Source organism: Porphyromonas somerae, from assembly GCF_022845615.1.
Lineage (GTDB): Bacteria > Bacteroidota > Bacteroidia > Bacteroidales > Porphyromonadaceae > Porphyromonas_A > Porphyromonas_A somerae.
Genome location: NZ_AP025559.1, coordinates 1,059,486 through 1,074,219, shown reverse-complemented (window position 1 = coordinate 1,074,219; position 14,734 = coordinate 1,059,486). Strand labels below are relative to the sequence as shown.

Sequence of the window (14,734 nt, the reverse complement as noted above, 5' to 3'; positions counted from 1 at the left end):
AGATGATTATATGCTAACTATTAAAGATTCTATTAGGGAAGCTCTTAATGAAGAAGAGGAGCTATTTTTCGTGATTAGAAGAGGCATTGAGACCGATACTATCCTTTTTGAGACGAATGTCGATAAAAAGGATATTGGTCATATCCTCTTCAAGCCATTAGTCGTTGATGGCGGTCTAGAACCATTTGAATACGCTGTTGAAATCTTAAAATCTATTGTTGAGACGATGGAATTCTACTCAAACAATAGTATTAAAAGTACGAATAAAACAAATTAGCTGTGCAATCGAATGATTATATTAAAGAAAGACGTTATCGCCAAAAATCTTTTTTCGGTGATGATGAATTTTTAATAGAGGAAGGTTCAGAAAGGATGAATAAAAAAAGGAATATACACTCCAATCAGGCATCCAAAGATTCTACTACCTCAGAGATGAGAACAGTCAAAGAAACATATGGTGCTAATGTAAAGATAGATATCAAATCTCCAAGAAGGATACGTATTGGAAATAAGAGAAAAAGATTATCAGTTAGCTTAGATAAAAACACCTTGGTTTTAATTGGAGTCATCCTGGGGGTTATTGGTAGTGCAATATGTGTTGAATACGTGCATAAAAATAGCTTTTTACAAGCTGTTTTTATCGGCTTAACAGCTATTTTTTTTGGAGTCTTAGTTGCTCTTGCTGTAAAGCTTGTCCGAGATGTAAAAATAGGTATCAACAAAAGTGATAAGGAGGAATAGATGTATGGAAGAACAAGTTGAATATGAGCGTTTGTCAAACATTGATGATAATGACAACTCCGATGACGTTCAGAAAGCTTTTATTTTTGATGGTGTGCCTTTGATGAGAAAGGATCACGATCTCTATAAGACATTAAACTTTAGTATGATTGAAGCAATCGGTCAATTACTTGAAGGGGTGTATATGGCTCAAGATGTATCTAGTGATTTAATGTCAAAAGTTTGTGATAGGTCAATCGGTCTAAACTCTTTTAGTTGCAGAAGTCTTGAAGTTGATTTCATGGAGAAATATGATAGTATTCATAACAAGTTAGAGTCCATAAACAGTAGCTTTAAGAGTTTGCTATCAGATGTCAAAGAGTTGCATGACTTAGTATATAGTGACTATAATGAGCGAATTGAGAGTATAATTCGTGAGGCAGATTCAATCTTAAATATATCTAACTATCTTTAATGAGGTCGCACTAAGGCTATATTATGAGTAAGCAACGCATATACATTAGTGGGCAAATATCGGGACTCTGTCACAAAGAAGCCAAGGCACGATTTAAGCGTGCCGAGTTAGCATTGAAAGTTGAGTTTCCTTCTGCAACGATAGCCAACCCCATGAGGTTTAGTCTTCCGATGAAGATGAAATGGCAATGGCACATGTTGTGGGACCTCACCCGCCTTTCAAGGTGTTCTCACTTGTATCAGTTGCAGGGTTGGCAAAAAAGTGATGGAGCAAGGATTGAATACAGATGGGCTCGGCACATTGGGGTTAAGTTGATCAAGAATTTATATGAATATGACAATAAATAAATCGGATAAAGAGATTCGCATCTCTGTAGGTAAGTGTGTATTTGGAGAGAGCTGTGATGGCTTTGAGATTACCACATCTTTAAATGCTCAGAATAAATGGGAAACCAGTAGCACCTTATGCTTAAATGGGTTTATTACCCGCTTATTACCGAGCAAGTGTTGCAATTCGTTTGCGACTAGTTCAGAGGCTATTACTGCCTCATTGGAACAGCTAGAGCAATACTTTCACAACAACAATTACAGGTGTTGTAAAAGCAAACATCTACTTGATATTATCAATAAATTAAAGGCGTCATATCACAAACCTCGCACTATCTCACTCTTTAGTGAAGATGCGATGGAGGCAATGGCACAGCAATCTCGCAAAACTGATTTAATGGATTACATATAGAATTGAACTTTTTGTCTTTATAAAAGAATGAACTCTAGAACTCCACCAGTAGTGATACTCGTGGAGTTCGATTTTATATATAGTTGGCTTTTACTTATTCCTACCGATATTTACTGATACTTCTTGATAGTTACTCACTTTTTGCTCCTCTCTGATTTAGTCATTTAATTTGTTGTAAACAACAAGTTAATAGATATAACGATTAAAAACTTAGAAGTATGCAAGAAGAAATTTTGATTGCGGAAGACCGTAGGAATGTTCAGGAGCCCAATGAAGTTGGTAAGCTCGAGGCGGTTGTTTCAGCTGATGAAAAGGGTGAGATTAAGACGGAGGCTCCAAAACATAGTATGGTTATGGAGAATTTACTTAAGACTAATGTGGATACACATAGCAACCCTCTAGTCAACTTTATGAAGAACTTTTTTAAGTCCTTCCAGAATGCTAGGAATTACAATCTTTACAAAGTAAAGGTTGAAAATGGAGATGTGAAAAAGTCTGTTGACGCTCTACAGAAAATGCTAAACAATCCATCAGAGCATAAAGCAGAGCTCAAAGAGATGCGTATCAACCCCTATGATTTCAAAGAGAAGGTGACCATAACTCCAGAGATTGAAGCAGTCTTGGGGAATGTTGGCCTTAGTAGTGAGATTCTCCAAAAAGAAGGTCAGTTAGATAAGTTCCTGAAGTATCAGCACACAGACGTGATGTATATTACTTCCCCAGTTGGTGAAAATGGAGAGGTCGTTACCTATCAGGCTCGAGTTGCTCTGAGGACTGATCCTAAGACGAATGCGCCTACTTTGGAGCTAAGGCCTGTTCGGAATAGTCTTGAATTAGACAAACCTTTTGTCGGTTATGAGTTTAGCGATGCTGATAAGAGATCTCTTTCCAATACAGGCAACCTAGGAAAGATAGTAGAGCTTAAACCGAACAATGGAGAATCATTCCGAGCATTTGTTTCTGTAGATCCACAGACAAATACACTTGTGTATGTTCCTGTGAAAGATGTTCGTATACAACAATCTGTTGGTGGTCGCAAGCTTACACAAGAGGAGTTTGAGTTGATTAGCAATGGTCGATTATGTCCATTGAAGGGATTGACCTCCAAGAGTGGAAAAGAGTATGAGGCTATTGTGCAGTTTAATGCGGAGAAGCGAGGTCTTGATTTTATCTTCCCTCAGACCGACAAGCGACTCACAAAACGACAAGATGGAATACCTTTTGAGATTGGTGGTAAGGAGTTGACCACTAAGCAACAAAATGCTCTTGCTAGTGGCAAGACCCTATACCTTGAGAACTTGACCAACCGCAAGACCAACCAAGTGTATAATAGCTATGTGTCTTTTAATAAAGAGACTGGTAAGCTCTCATTTTCTAGGTTCAACCCTGAAAAGAGTAAGGGTAGTGAGCTAAACAAGCAGGTTGAGCAAAAGGGTGGTCTCAAGACAACTACAACTACCAAGACCGTATCTAATACGGTAAAATCGTCCATGAAAGTAGGACAATAAGGATAAGTTTAATGGCTTCCCTATGTTAAATAACGTAGGGAAGCGATATATTTATTAAGATATGAAGAAAGAATTTGATCAGGAATTATACGCGTTTATCGTAGAGAATGATAAGCATCCTGAAAGGGGTAAGATAACCTTCAACAAAAAAAAGGATGAGTTTTACCGAGGTAGTAAAAGGAATGGGGTGTATGAGACGTGGTCCCGACTTGGTGGTCGTTTTATCTATGATACTGATAACTACAGGAGGGGAAAGCTAGATGGTTTATCTGAGACGCGGGATTTAAGTGATAACAATTCATTGATGTCTCGTCGGAACTACAGAAAAGGGAAAAAAGACGGATTATGTGAGTTTTGGCACCGCAATGGACAATTAGGGTCTAGGATAAATTACGTGGCTGGTCGACGTAATGGGGAGTGTAAAATTTGGCATGAAAATGGGCTGTTGTGTGAGGATTCTACTTACCAAAATGGGCAGTTGGTTGGGACTTGTAAGCTGTGGAGGGAAGAAGATGGCAAGTTGACAACACTATGGGAGATTGAGAGTGCCAATAAAGGCACTGCTTTTGGATATTGGGATAATGGAATGGTAGCTCAGCAACTTGATTGGAAAGATGATCATTTTCAAGAGAAAATTTGGTATGCGAATGGGCAATTGATGAGTATTGATAATTACAAAGGTGAAGTTCTTCGTGATTTCATAGATGTATTTGTATATGGGAATTACCATACTACTCATTACTCAGACGCCTACGACGTATATGACGGAGTTAGTAAGTTATACCATAAGAACGGTCAGTTAAAGAGGGAAGAACTTTTTAAGGATAATAGGCGAGTTGATGGACCTGTAGAAACTTTTGATGAGAATGGTCAATTAGCCAGTCGTATGGTCTATAAAAATAATAATAAAGTTGATGCGGTTTACTATAAGAATGGTAAACCACTTAATGGTCCTCTAGAGGTTTTAGATGATAATGGCAACTTGCTTTTTCGTTGTACGAACTGTAGTGATGGAAAGCTTGATGGTTACATAACGCACTATTTTCAAGGAGCGGAGACAGAATATGAACTTTATAAGAATGGCAAACGTGTTAATTTAGAAAGCAGGGAAGAGAACAAGACGACTTGTCGCTTTCAAGATAAGTTTAAGCCATCTGCTCTTGCTAGTAAGGTTAAAGAGCTCGGAATTGACGTGTCTAAGCTACTCAAAAAGTCATCAGCTCAATCTAAAACCATCAAGAATAGTAATAAGCTCAACAAACTATAATTGTTGCTAGCACCAGTATTATTAAAGTCTATAGCTAGATAAACTATGATGGAATATAATAAAGAACAAGTTCTAGAGCACATTGTAGCAAATGACCCTCACCCCGAGCGAGGTGAAATAGAAGTGAAATATAGCCCAGGAGTATATCTCTATTTTTCTCGGAATAGTACAAAAGCAGATGGAAGAATATATGAGGAATGGCATTCCAATGGGCAACCTTCAAAAGTTTTAAATTACACCCACGATCGTTTTGGACGTTACACACTTACCCATTGTAAGCGTTGGCACGCTAACGGACAATTGCATGAGGATTCTACTTACCAAAATGGACAGTTGGTAGGAATTTGTAAGCTATGGAATGAGGATGGCAAGTTGACAGCACTATGGAAAATTGAGAGTGCCAATAAAGGTACTGCTTTTGGATATTTGGATAATGGTGTGTTAGGTCGGCAATTTGATTGGAAAGACAATCATCTTCAAGATAAATTTTGGTATGCGAATGGACAGTTGAGGCGTATTGATAATCTCAAAGGTGACGTTTATCATGGTTTCATAGATGTACTTGCATATGGGGATTACCACCCTCTTAACTCATATAACGACCAAGTTCTTGACGGAGTTAGTAAGTTATACCATGAGAACGGTCAGTTAAAGAGGGAAGAATACTTTAAGGATGGTATACGAGTTGACGGACCTGTAGAATCTTTTGATGAGAATGGTCAATTAGCTAGTCGTGTAGTCTATAAGGACGACAATTTAGTCAGTGAAGTTTATTATAAGAATGGTAAGCCACTTAACGGTCCGCTAGAGGTTTTAGATGATTATGGTAACTTGGCTTTTCGTTGCACGAACTGTAAGAATGGAAAACTTGATGGTTACAAAACGAGCTATCTTTTCGGAGAGGAGCAGGAGCCTGAACTTTATAAGAATGGCAAACGAGTTAATATAGAACGCGAGGCAGAGAAAAAGACAACTTGTCGCTTTCAAGATAAGTTTAAGCCATCTGCTCTTGCTAGTAAGGTTAAAGAGCTCGGGATTGACGTGTCTAAGCTACTCAAAAAGTCATCAGCTCAATCAAAAAGCATCAGGAATAGTAATAAGCTCAACAAGCTGTAAATAGCCTTACCAATACCGACACTGCTAACTCATTATTAGCAGTGTCGGTTAGATATAGAAGTAAAAACTAGAATTAAAGAGATACGAAATATGTATGATGATAATGATAATATCCTTGATGAATATCAAGTTAAAAAGCTAAAGGCTGTAGTACGAAAAGTGCCAGATAGCAAAGCATTGCTAGTACTTGGTGAAGTTGTTAAAGATTTGAAGTGGTATCCACTTTGGGGTGATATTCTAAGTCACTCCAAAGCTAATTTGGCTCTATTCTCACGCTGGGCATCGAGCGATGACCCTCGAGTCAGGAGTGCTGTTGCAGAGTGTACCAATACTCCCAAATCTGTATTAAGTAAGCTTTCAGACGACCCATCTGAAATTGTACGTTACAAATTGGCGGAAAACCCATCCACTCCTGAGGATACATTATTCATACTATCGTTAGACAAAAGCACAAAAGTGCGAGAATCAGTAGCTAAGAATCATTCTGCAAATAAAAGTACACAACGCTTTCTTGCCCCTAAATACACAGAAAAGAGCCGTGCTTCAATATCAAGACCTAGAGCCCAAATCAAGTTGAGGAAAGAGAATAGTTTGAAACTATAAAAGCAAATATATTATGGCATATAACAAGTATGAAGCTCTGAATAATAACATAGAGGCAATTCGCATAGCAATAGAGCTAGAGAAGTCGCATCAGAAACCTACAGTAGAGCAGCTTGAAAAACTAAAGAAATACAGTGGTTTTGGTGGCTTGAATTTTATCCTGTTCCCTGCAGACAAACCACAAGACATCGTCAAGTGGACCAATGAGAGCGAAAAAGTATTCTTTCCCAAAGTTCAAGAATTACATCAGATATTAAAAGAGGCACAACTCCCCAATACATCTTATGATGAATTGTTTTCAAGTTTGAGGAGTAGTACTCTAACTGCATTTTACACACCAAAACCTGTGGTTGAAGCTATCGCAGATAGCATAGCGTCTCTTGGACTGAATAGAGAAGGGAACGTTAGGATGTTAGACCCATCCTCTGGTTCAGGAGTATTTGCTGATGCCTTTAATAACATTACTGATGAGAAGATTTGCTTTGAAAGTGATAAACTAACCGGGCTAATATTAAAACATATTAGCCAGCCTGATACAATTGTTAGGGTTGCTCCATTTGAAAGCATAGGGCAATTAGCTGACGAGCACAAAATGGATATCGTTACAAGTAACATTCCGTTCGACTCTCAAACTATTTATGACCCCACCTTCATCAATGACCCCAATAAATTTAAGCGTTCCAACAACCATAAGATTCATAATTACTTCTTCATTAAAGCTCTAGATGTCTGTCGTCCTGGTGGTCTTGTTGCCTTCATCACTTCTCGAGGTGTTTTAGATTCACCTAGCAATCAAAAGACTAGAGAGTATCTTATGGAGAATAGCAATCTAGTTTCTGCACTCCGTCTGCCTAACGGCTTATTTCGAGAGGCCGGTACAGATGTTGGAACAGACCTTATTGTATTGCAAAAAAGAGAATCTCCTAGGAGCCTTCTAGAAATAGACCCAACAGGAGAAGAGAGTTTCTTCCTATTCTCTACTCCAGAAGAAGGAGACCTGAATAAGATTCCTCATAATCAGCTATTTCAAACGATTGAGCTAAACGATCCATACGAAGGGTTGAAGCGATTAACAGGTTATCCCCGCAAGACATTAGGGACTGACCCTTATGGGAAGCCGGCATATATATACAATTTTGATGGAGACATAGAGAGGCAAGGGAAAATTATTCAGCTTAAGCTTCAGGAAGATTTATTGTGGAGATTCGATAAGTCTCTCTACAGAAAACATTCAATGGATAAGGCTGTATCATTCATACAGACACAATCTTTGGAAAATGAGCAGGAGAAATCACAAACGCAGTCGCAATCAGCTAGCTTATCTCCTCAAAAAGAAGAGATAGAGCGACCAAAAACACCTACGGGAAACAATCCAGAGACTTCACAGGAAAAGCAGTCTCAACCATCATTTGGACAGGCTACCCCCTCCTCCACCATTATATCAACGCAAAACCCTTCTAGGAGAAAGTCTAGAAAAAAGAAAGGTTCTACTAATTCAAACATTATTGAATACAATGGTAAGCAAATCATATTTAAGACCCTTTTTGACACTACAGAGGGAGATGAAAATACAAACAAAGAGGTTGTGGCTTCACAAGAAGTGACTAATGAACCTTTTGATGACAAGATAAAACCCTTTACAGGACAAGTCTACAATCACTATAAGGAGAAAGACAATATCCATATCAAAGAGGGAGTCCTCGTAAAGGAGGGTATGCAACTGGGAAAAATCATTCCAGACCCTTATGGTGGACTATTACTATTTAAGCCCTTTGATTTTTCAAAACAGGATGCAGAAGTTCTCGACCTATACATTAAGATTCGTGATGACTATCAACTTCTTTTTACCAAAGAAGAAGATACACACGAGGAGCAAAAAGAGCTTCGTCAAGCATTAAATAGGCACTATGATGAATTTGTTGATAAATTCGGGTTCTTAAATCTCAAAGAAAACGAGCAACTGGTTAGCAAAAACGATAGTATTTCTAAGCAGGTCTTTTCAATTGAGCGTCCTCTGTCCGAGGATAAAAAGAACACAGAATACATTAAGAGCGATATCTTTGCTCACCCAGTTAGCTTCAGTCAAGGCGTCAAAGATGGTGAAATCACCAATCCTATTGAAGCCCTTGCCAACTCTCTCAATAAATTTGGCGAGGTTAATCTTGGCTATATGAAAGAGCTGCTTCCTGCAATGGAGCAAGACGAAATTATTAAGGGGCTTCAAGGTCGAGTATATTACAATCCACTCTCATCTAAATATGAGATAAGTGAAGAATTCGTATCAGGGCAGGTTATAGCTAAAGCCGAAAAAATTGAGATGTGGATGAAAGCACATCCCAATGAAGCACACCTCTGTGAAGATGGGCTTTTGGCTTTAAAAGAAGCTACCCCTTCTCCGATACCTTTTTCTGAAATTGATTTCAGCCTTGGTGAGCGCTGGATTTCCCCAAATATATACTCTCGATTCGCTTCTGAATTGCTTGCCGACTCGATACAAGTCATCTACAATACCGCATTAGATGACTATGACCTTGCAGTAGACCCATACCGCAGAAACATTTACAACCAAAGGGTTACTGATACCTATTGCGTAAGAAGCTTTAATAGGCGATACGATGGTATTACTATGTTTAAGTATGCTCTGACCGACACTCTTCCTAATATGACTAAAAAGGTAAGGGTCAAAGACTCCCTTACAGGAGAACTTAAAGAGGCAACTATGCCAGATGCCGATGGGTTAAGAAAAGCTCAGGACATCAAAGAGAAGATCAGAAACGAATTTCCTCGCTGGCTTGATAGGCAACCATTGGAGTTTAAGCAGAGTTTGGCAGGTACTTACAACCGTCTATTCAATGGGCGTGCAATACCCAAATACGATGGAAGCCACCAAAGCTTTCCAAATCTAGACTTCTCGCAGTTTGATTATGACTCACTATATCAGAGTCAAAAAGATGCCATTTGGATGCTAAAAGTGAATGGTGGCGGTATTGTAGACCACGAAGTTGGTGGAGGTAAAACGATGATTATGATAACCGCTGCTTATGAGATGAAGCGACTAGGGATAATCAACAAACCACTCATCATCTGTCAAAAATCGAACTACGATGCTATCGCCAAAACCGCTAAAAAAGCATACCCCAATGCCCGCATATTAGCTCCATCGAACAAAGAGATGAGCTCCAAAGAAAGAGGTGAAGTCTTTAATGATATCGTCAATAACGATTGGGATATGATCTTAATGACCCACGACAATTTCAAGACCATTCCACAATCATTGGAAGTGGAACGGCAAATCATCGCTGAAGAGTTAGATGATGCCGAGCAAAACCTTATTGCCTTAAAAGGTCAAGATAACTTGGTCGACAAAAGAGCTTTAAGTGGTCTTGAAAGAAAGAAGAAAAGCTTGACTAATCTACTTCAAAAGAAGCAAGACCTTATAAGATATCGTGCCGATGACGCAGTCGACTTCAAACGTATGGGTATTGACCACATATTTGTTGATGAGTCACATATATTCAAAAATCTAGCATATAATACTCGTCACAATAGAGTTGCTGGATTAAGCAATCAGGCAGGTTCCGAAAGGTCATTGAACCTACTCACAGCGATACGTACAATTCAAGCTCGTACAGGCAAAGACCTAGGTGCTACATTTGTGAGTGGTACGACCGTTAGCAACTCACTAACCGAGTTGTATCTATTATTTAAGTACCTTCGTCCAAAAGCACTATTGGAACAAGGTATAAAGAGTTTTGATGCCTGGGCTGCAGTCTTTGCCAAGAAGAGTGCCGAGTATGAGTTCTCTGTAACTAACCAAATTAAGCTCAAAGAGCGTTTTCGCACCTTTAAGAATGCTCCAGAGCTAGGAGCCTTTTATGCGGAAATAACAGACTTCAAAACGGCAAACGACATTCAACTCGATCGGCCAGAAAGCCAAGTTGAATTATACAACATTCCACAAACAGCTTCACAAGCCGAGTACCTTCAGAGATTAATCAAGTTTGCCGAGACTGGCGATGGAAGTATCATTGGCCGAGCCCAACTGACAGATGATGAAGACCAAGCAAGGATGCTTTTGGTCACTGGCTATGCCCGCAAAAGATTCAAGAATTTTGTATCTTTCAGATAATCAACAAACTAAGAACGAATAAAGGATAAATGGGTTACGACTTGGAAACGAGCGAGTTTCTTACCCTTTCTTTATTCTGCATTACTTCAAAGAGCACTTAAATTGATAATGCAAAGATAATATTTTCTGATGAAAACAGTGTATTTTTAGAGAAATAAATTGTAGATACACCTTAAAATATTCACATCTAATTCTATTGGCACTTATTTATTCAAGTTTTAGTGTTGTTATTATGCTATCAAAAAGGCTCATAATCAATTATTTTACACTGTAAAGTGAGATAAAGAGAGAAAAATGAAACTTTTTCGGGAAAAATCATCAGAAAAAATTGGCGGATTGAAATAATTTGCATAACATTGCACTTATAAATATGAAACAAACGTTCTGTTTTTAATTTAGCAAGTATGAAATAATGGAAAAACAAATAGATAAAGAAAGCATAAGCAAAAGGGACATTATCCTTAATGAATCGTTCAGGCTGTTTCTGAAAAAAGGTTATGCAGCAGTATCATTTTCGGATTTAGTGGAAGCTACCGGCATTTCTCGTGGCAATATGTTTCATCACTTCAAGAATAAGGAGGATATATTCAATCATGCCGTTGATAGGTTTGTATTTGAATTCTTGACAAATGATGCTACAGACTTTCTTGAACTTACAAGCTCGACACCATTAAAGGACTTCATTGATAATCGTGTAGAAAACATCGGTCGCCGTATGAAATCATTTTTTATAATGACAAAAGGCACAGTCACTCCTGCCAATTTCATGTCATTTATCTTGTATCTGAAAGACAACTATCCGGATTGGAAAGAGAAGTTTCAAGAATACGAGAAAAGAAAGAGCCTTGAGTGGAAAGAGGTGATAGAGCTTGCCAAACAGAAAGGAGAGATTACTCAAACTGTGGAAACAGAAAAGATTATATCTTCCATTAGAAATATATATCTTGGATTGTCATACAGAAGTGCATTGAGCAGCCAACTTTCTATTTCCGAATTGAAAGAGCAAATATACACAATATACTATTTAATAACCAAATAATATTCCTATGGAAAAAGCAGCATATATCAATAGCGTATCGGAATATCTTCCTAATTCTCCCATCGCCAATGAGGATATGGAAGACTATATCGGAAAAATTGGTGGAAATCCGTCAAGGGTTCGCTCCATTGTCCTTAGACAAAATGGCATCAAAACGAGATATTACGGGTTGGACAAAAACCAAAACCTAACACACTCGAATGCAGAATTGGCAAAAGAAGCCGTATGTAGGCTGTTTGAAAATGGAAGTATTCCTGACGACTTGACCCTTTTGGCTTGTGGGACAAGCACACCCGATCAATTGCTTCCTTCCCATGCATCTATGGTTCATGGAGAATTAGCCAACTATCCTATGGAAATATTTTCCTCTGCAGGTGTATGCCTTACCTCATTGCAGGCATTGAAAATATGCTATAGCAATATTCTTGCAGGACTGCATCAAAAAGCTGTATGCGTGGCATCAGAATTAACTTCACCTGCATTGGTATCCAAATTTTATGACCCTGAGTATGAAGCTACACATGACAATCCTGACAAAGACCCTTATATGGCTTTTGAGAAGGATTTTATGCGATTTATGCTTTCTGATGGTGCAGGAGCGGTATTGGTGCAAGATCATCCCGAAGGAATATGTCCTCTCAAAATCGAATGGGTTGATATGACTTCTTATGCCAACGAACTACCGACCTGTATGTTTATGGCATCAGAGTTACAAGAAAACGGACGACTCAAAAGTTGGAAAGAGTTCTCTCTTGATGAGATTAAGGAGCGTGCCGTACTTGTGGGTAAACAGGACATACGGCAATTAAAGAAGCACATTATTAAGTATTGGGTAGACCATATCGAAACCGTACTTGCCAAACATCATGTAAAAGCAGAAGAGATAGACTATGTCATACCTCATGTATCATCAATGTTTTTCTATGAGAAATTAAATGATGAAATAGCTGCTCGTAATATTGCTCTGACAAAAGAGAAATGGTTTACAAATCTGACTTCTGTCGGCAACATCGGTTCAGCAGCCATTTATGTAGGATTGGAAGAACTCATAAGGACAAAGGGTATAAAGCAAGGAGATAAAATTCTTCTCCTTGTGCCGGAGAGTGGAAGATTCTCGTATGGAACAGTGCTTCTATCTGCATGATAGTTAGCTTCTGTATTTATGAAGTCCCTTGCAAGGAGTTTGTAAAAAACAAAAGAGAACGGAATAAGAATTAAAGAATAACTTGCATTTAGAAAAAATAAAAAACACAAGCTATTAGCTTGGAAGTTGCAGTTATCTGCAATGCAGTAATTCCTGCCGAATAACTCGGGAAACTGTATGAAATAAAGGACGCGGATTCGAAAAGCGACATGAGTAGAAAAACCATAAATTATATAAATATGGATACAATTAATAGTAGAAAAATAACGTTAGATGCAGATTTGTTATTAGATGCAGAAATGCAAATACTTGAGGGCGGAGTCGCCTCTGAAAGTTGTGCTGCAGACCACAGTGAGAATTCTACAATACAAGCCCCATGGGGTGGTTGTAGTTCATGCAACAAAACTCAAAGTTGCCAAACACACACTTAATTATAACATATGTCACTGCATCGAATTTCACTTTTGGTGCAGTGGCACTAAAACTTAGAATAAGTATGAAACTAATTTTGAACCCAGAATATATGTTGAAACCCGAAAAGGGTAAAGCTTTACTTTTAACTACAGATCCTTTTCGGGCAAAAAATAATGAGAAATTAGAATCGGTAATACATCCTATCCATGCGATGATATTGTCATTCTTTGACGGAAAGGAGATAGACTTATGCATAGATAATGCCGCTCAATATTTAAATGTTGATAAGGGTAAGATTTCCAACTTTGTATCAAAGTTAATAAATAATGAGCAACCTGTAATTGTTTCTCTTGGAAAGAAGTATATATATTTCCCTCAATACACTCTTGTTGAGGTTGAAAATACTACTTCTGAGAATATTCGGTTGTATAATCCAAATAATTTCAAGTATGATTTTTTAGACTTGAAAATGGGAAGGCATTCTATGATAACTGATGTTACCCTTATGCTTACAACTCGATGCAAAACAGATTGTGTGTATTGCTATGCAACAAAACAACATTGTAATAAAGAACTCCCTCTTTCTAGAATAATGTCACTTATAGATGAAGCATATAACTTAAAAATGAGAGGTTTTGATATCATTGGAGGAGATGTGTTTGCCCATTCACATTGGAAGGAAATCCTTGCTAAACTATATTCAAAAAAATTCAACCCCTTCGTCTCAACAAAAGTACCTTTGAATGAAGAAGATGTGATTTTTTTAGCTTCGATAGGAGTCAGAGATATACAAATATCTTTAGATACATTAGTCCCGTCAAATCTAGACAAAATTGTACACTCTACGAGTAAATACCATGAAAATATAATAAAGACCTTAGACTATTTAGATAAATACAATATCAAGACAGTCATACATACCATTATTTGTAGAGATAATAACTCCATAGAAGATATTAAAAGCTTGGAAAAAGAATTGTTCAAGCATCCGAATATCAATTTATGGCGTATAGATCCTGCTACATATTCTATGCCAAAAGGAGTAAAGTCTTTTGAAAATTATAAGGTCACTAAACACAATTTATTAGAGATGTATGATTATATAAAATCTCAATCATATCCTATAAGAGTTCTTGCAAATAGCTTGTATAATAACGTAAATAAAAGTCAGAAGAAAAAGAATAATGATTTTATAGAAAATAGGGTTCTTTGTACTGCAAATTATTCTCACTTATTTATTTTGCCTGATGGGAAAGTTACTATATGTGAGCAACTTTATTGGAACTCTAAATTTATTGTTGGAGATATATTAGAATCTTCTCTTGCTGAGATTTGGACTTCAGATAAAGCTAAGTATTTATACAACCTACCTCAAAAAGATATAAGTGATGAAAGCTCTTGTAAGACTTGTAAAGTATACACAATTTGTCGGCAACAGTCAGGTGGAGTATGTTGGAAAGAAGTAATTGCGGCATATGGAACAGACAAATGGGACTATCCAGACCCTAGTTGTCCTCATGCTCCAAATATCTACAATGATATTTATTTGTAATTTTATGTTTCGAATGAGAAGTTCTCGTG

At 37.7% G+C, this 14,734-nt stretch carries 14 protein-coding genes; all 14 read left to right on the top strand.

Annotated elements, in window-relative coordinates; translation table 11 throughout:
• The first annotated feature begins 10 nt into the window (after positions 1-10).
• The 14 genes from MWL85_RS04605 to MWL85_RS04540 all read left to right on the top strand — a co-directional run bounded on the left by MWL85_RS04605 (position 11) and on the right by MWL85_RS04540 (position 14,705).
• Positions 11-277, top strand: coding sequence for a hypothetical protein (locus tag MWL85_RS04605; RefSeq protein WP_244401615.1), 267 nt, complete (start codon positions 11-13; stop codon positions 275-277).
• A gap of 2 nt (positions 278-279) precedes the next feature.
• Positions 280-741 (top strand): hypothetical protein, encoded by a 462-nt coding sequence (locus MWL85_RS04600; protein WP_244401614.1) that lies wholly within the window; start codon positions 280-282, stop codon positions 739-741.
• Between the two features lie 4 nt (positions 742-745).
• Positions 746-1,195 carry a hypothetical protein gene (locus MWL85_RS04595; RefSeq protein ID WP_244401613.1) on the top strand — a complete coding sequence of 150 codons (450 nt, stop codon included), beginning with the start codon at positions 746-748 and terminating at the stop codon, positions 1,193-1,195.
• Positions 1,196-1,218: 23 nt separating this feature from the next.
• On the top strand, positions 1,219-1,542 hold the full coding sequence (locus MWL85_RS04590) for a DUF4406 domain-containing protein (protein ID WP_244401612.1): 324 nt from the start codon (positions 1,219-1,221) through the stop codon (positions 1,540-1,542).
• The gene (locus tag MWL85_RS04585) at positions 1,529-1,933 is read left to right on the top strand and encodes a hypothetical protein (RefSeq protein WP_244401611.1); all 405 of its coding nucleotides are present in this window, start codon (positions 1,529-1,531) and stop codon (positions 1,931-1,933) included. Before MWL85_RS04590 ends, MWL85_RS04585 begins: the two co-directional genes overlap by 14 nt.
• A 218-nt stretch (positions 1,934-2,151) precedes the next feature.
• Entirely contained in the window at positions 2,152-3,441 is a 1,290-nt protein-coding gene (locus MWL85_RS04580; RefSeq protein ID WP_244401610.1) for a DUF3945 domain-containing protein, read from the top strand.
• A gap of 61 nt (positions 3,442-3,502) precedes the next feature.
• Positions 3,503-4,708, top strand: coding sequence for a toxin-antitoxin system YwqK family antitoxin (locus MWL85_RS04575; RefSeq protein ID WP_244401609.1), 1,206 nt, complete (start codon positions 3,503-3,505; stop codon positions 4,706-4,708).
• 45 nt (positions 4,709-4,753) lie between these two features.
• Complete coding sequence (locus MWL85_RS04570; protein WP_244401608.1) at positions 4,754-5,824, top strand: toxin-antitoxin system YwqK family antitoxin; 1,071 nt, start codon at positions 4,754-4,756, stop codon at positions 5,822-5,824.
• A gap of 90 nt (positions 5,825-5,914) precedes the next feature.
• Positions 5,915-6,427 carry a hypothetical protein gene (locus MWL85_RS04565; protein WP_244401607.1) on the top strand — a complete coding sequence of 171 codons (513 nt, stop codon included), beginning with the start codon at positions 5,915-5,917 and terminating at the stop codon, positions 6,425-6,427.
• A 13-nt stretch (positions 6,428-6,440) separates the two neighbouring features.
• Positions 6,441-10,556 (top strand): helicase-like domain-containing protein, encoded by a 4,116-nt coding sequence (locus tag MWL85_RS04560; protein WP_244401606.1) that lies wholly within the window; start codon positions 6,441-6,443, stop codon positions 10,554-10,556.
• A gap of 412 nt (positions 10,557-10,968) precedes the next feature.
• A complete protein-coding gene (locus MWL85_RS04555) occupies positions 10,969-11,595 on the top strand; it encodes a TetR/AcrR family transcriptional regulator (RefSeq protein WP_006948478.1) in 627 nt (208 codons plus the stop codon).
• Positions 11,596-11,602: 7 nt separating this feature from the next.
• Positions 11,603-12,739: a StlD/DarB family beta-ketosynthase gene (locus MWL85_RS04550; protein ID WP_244401605.1), complete on the top strand. Its 1,137-nt coding sequence runs from the start codon at positions 11,603-11,605 to the stop codon at positions 12,737-12,739.
• A gap of 239 nt (positions 12,740-12,978) precedes the next feature.
• Positions 12,979-13,170: a hypothetical protein gene (locus MWL85_RS04545; RefSeq protein ID WP_196491330.1), complete on the top strand. Its 192-nt coding sequence runs from the start codon at positions 12,979-12,981 to the stop codon at positions 13,168-13,170.
• A gap of 65 nt (positions 13,171-13,235) precedes the next feature.
• On the top strand, positions 13,236-14,705 hold the full coding sequence (locus MWL85_RS04540) for a radical SAM/SPASM domain-containing protein (protein WP_244401604.1): 1,470 nt from the start codon (positions 13,236-13,238) through the stop codon (positions 14,703-14,705).
• Positions 14,706-14,734: the final 29 nt, after the last annotated feature.

Excerpts from the sequence above, each read along its gene's own strand:
- MWL85_RS04590 (WP_244401612.1), top strand. The coding sequence starts at position 1,219 with ATGAGTAAGCAACGCATATACATTAGTGGGCAAATATCGGGACTCTGT.
- MWL85_RS04580 (WP_244401610.1), top strand. The coding sequence starts at position 2,152 with ATGCAAGAAGAAATTTTGATTGCGGAAGACCGTAGGAATGTTCAGGAG.
- MWL85_RS04575 (WP_244401609.1), top strand. The coding sequence starts at position 3,503 with ATGAAGAAAGAATTTGATCAGGAATTATACGCGTTTATCGTAGAGAAT.
- MWL85_RS04560 (WP_244401606.1), top strand. The coding sequence starts at position 6,441 with ATGGCATATAACAAGTATGAAGCTCTGAATAATAACATAGAGGCAATT.
- MWL85_RS04565 (WP_244401607.1), top strand. The coding sequence starts at position 5,915 with ATGTATGATGATAATGATAATATCCTTGATGAATATCAAGTTAAAAAG.
- MWL85_RS04545 (WP_196491330.1), top strand. The coding sequence starts at position 12,979 with ATGGATACAATTAATAGTAGAAAAATAACGTTAGATGCAGATTTGTTA.
- MWL85_RS04570 (WP_244401608.1), top strand. The coding sequence starts at position 4,754 with ATGATGGAATATAATAAAGAACAAGTTCTAGAGCACATTGTAGCAAAT.
- MWL85_RS04605 (WP_244401615.1), top strand. The coding sequence starts at position 11 with ATGCTAACTATTAAAGATTCTATTAGGGAAGCTCTTAATGAAGAAGAG.
- MWL85_RS04540 (WP_244401604.1), top strand. The coding sequence starts at position 13,236 with ATGAAACTAATTTTGAACCCAGAATATATGTTGAAACCCGAAAAGGGT.
- MWL85_RS04585 (WP_244401611.1), top strand. The coding sequence starts at position 1,529 with ATGACAATAAATAAATCGGATAAAGAGATTCGCATCTCTGTAGGTAAG.
- MWL85_RS04550 (WP_244401605.1), top strand. The coding sequence starts at position 11,603 with ATGGAAAAAGCAGCATATATCAATAGCGTATCGGAATATCTTCCTAAT.
- MWL85_RS04555 (WP_006948478.1), top strand. The coding sequence starts at position 10,969 with ATGGAAAAACAAATAGATAAAGAAAGCATAAGCAAAAGGGACATTATC.
- MWL85_RS04595 (WP_244401613.1), top strand. The coding sequence starts at position 746 with ATGGAAGAACAAGTTGAATATGAGCGTTTGTCAAACATTGATGATAAT.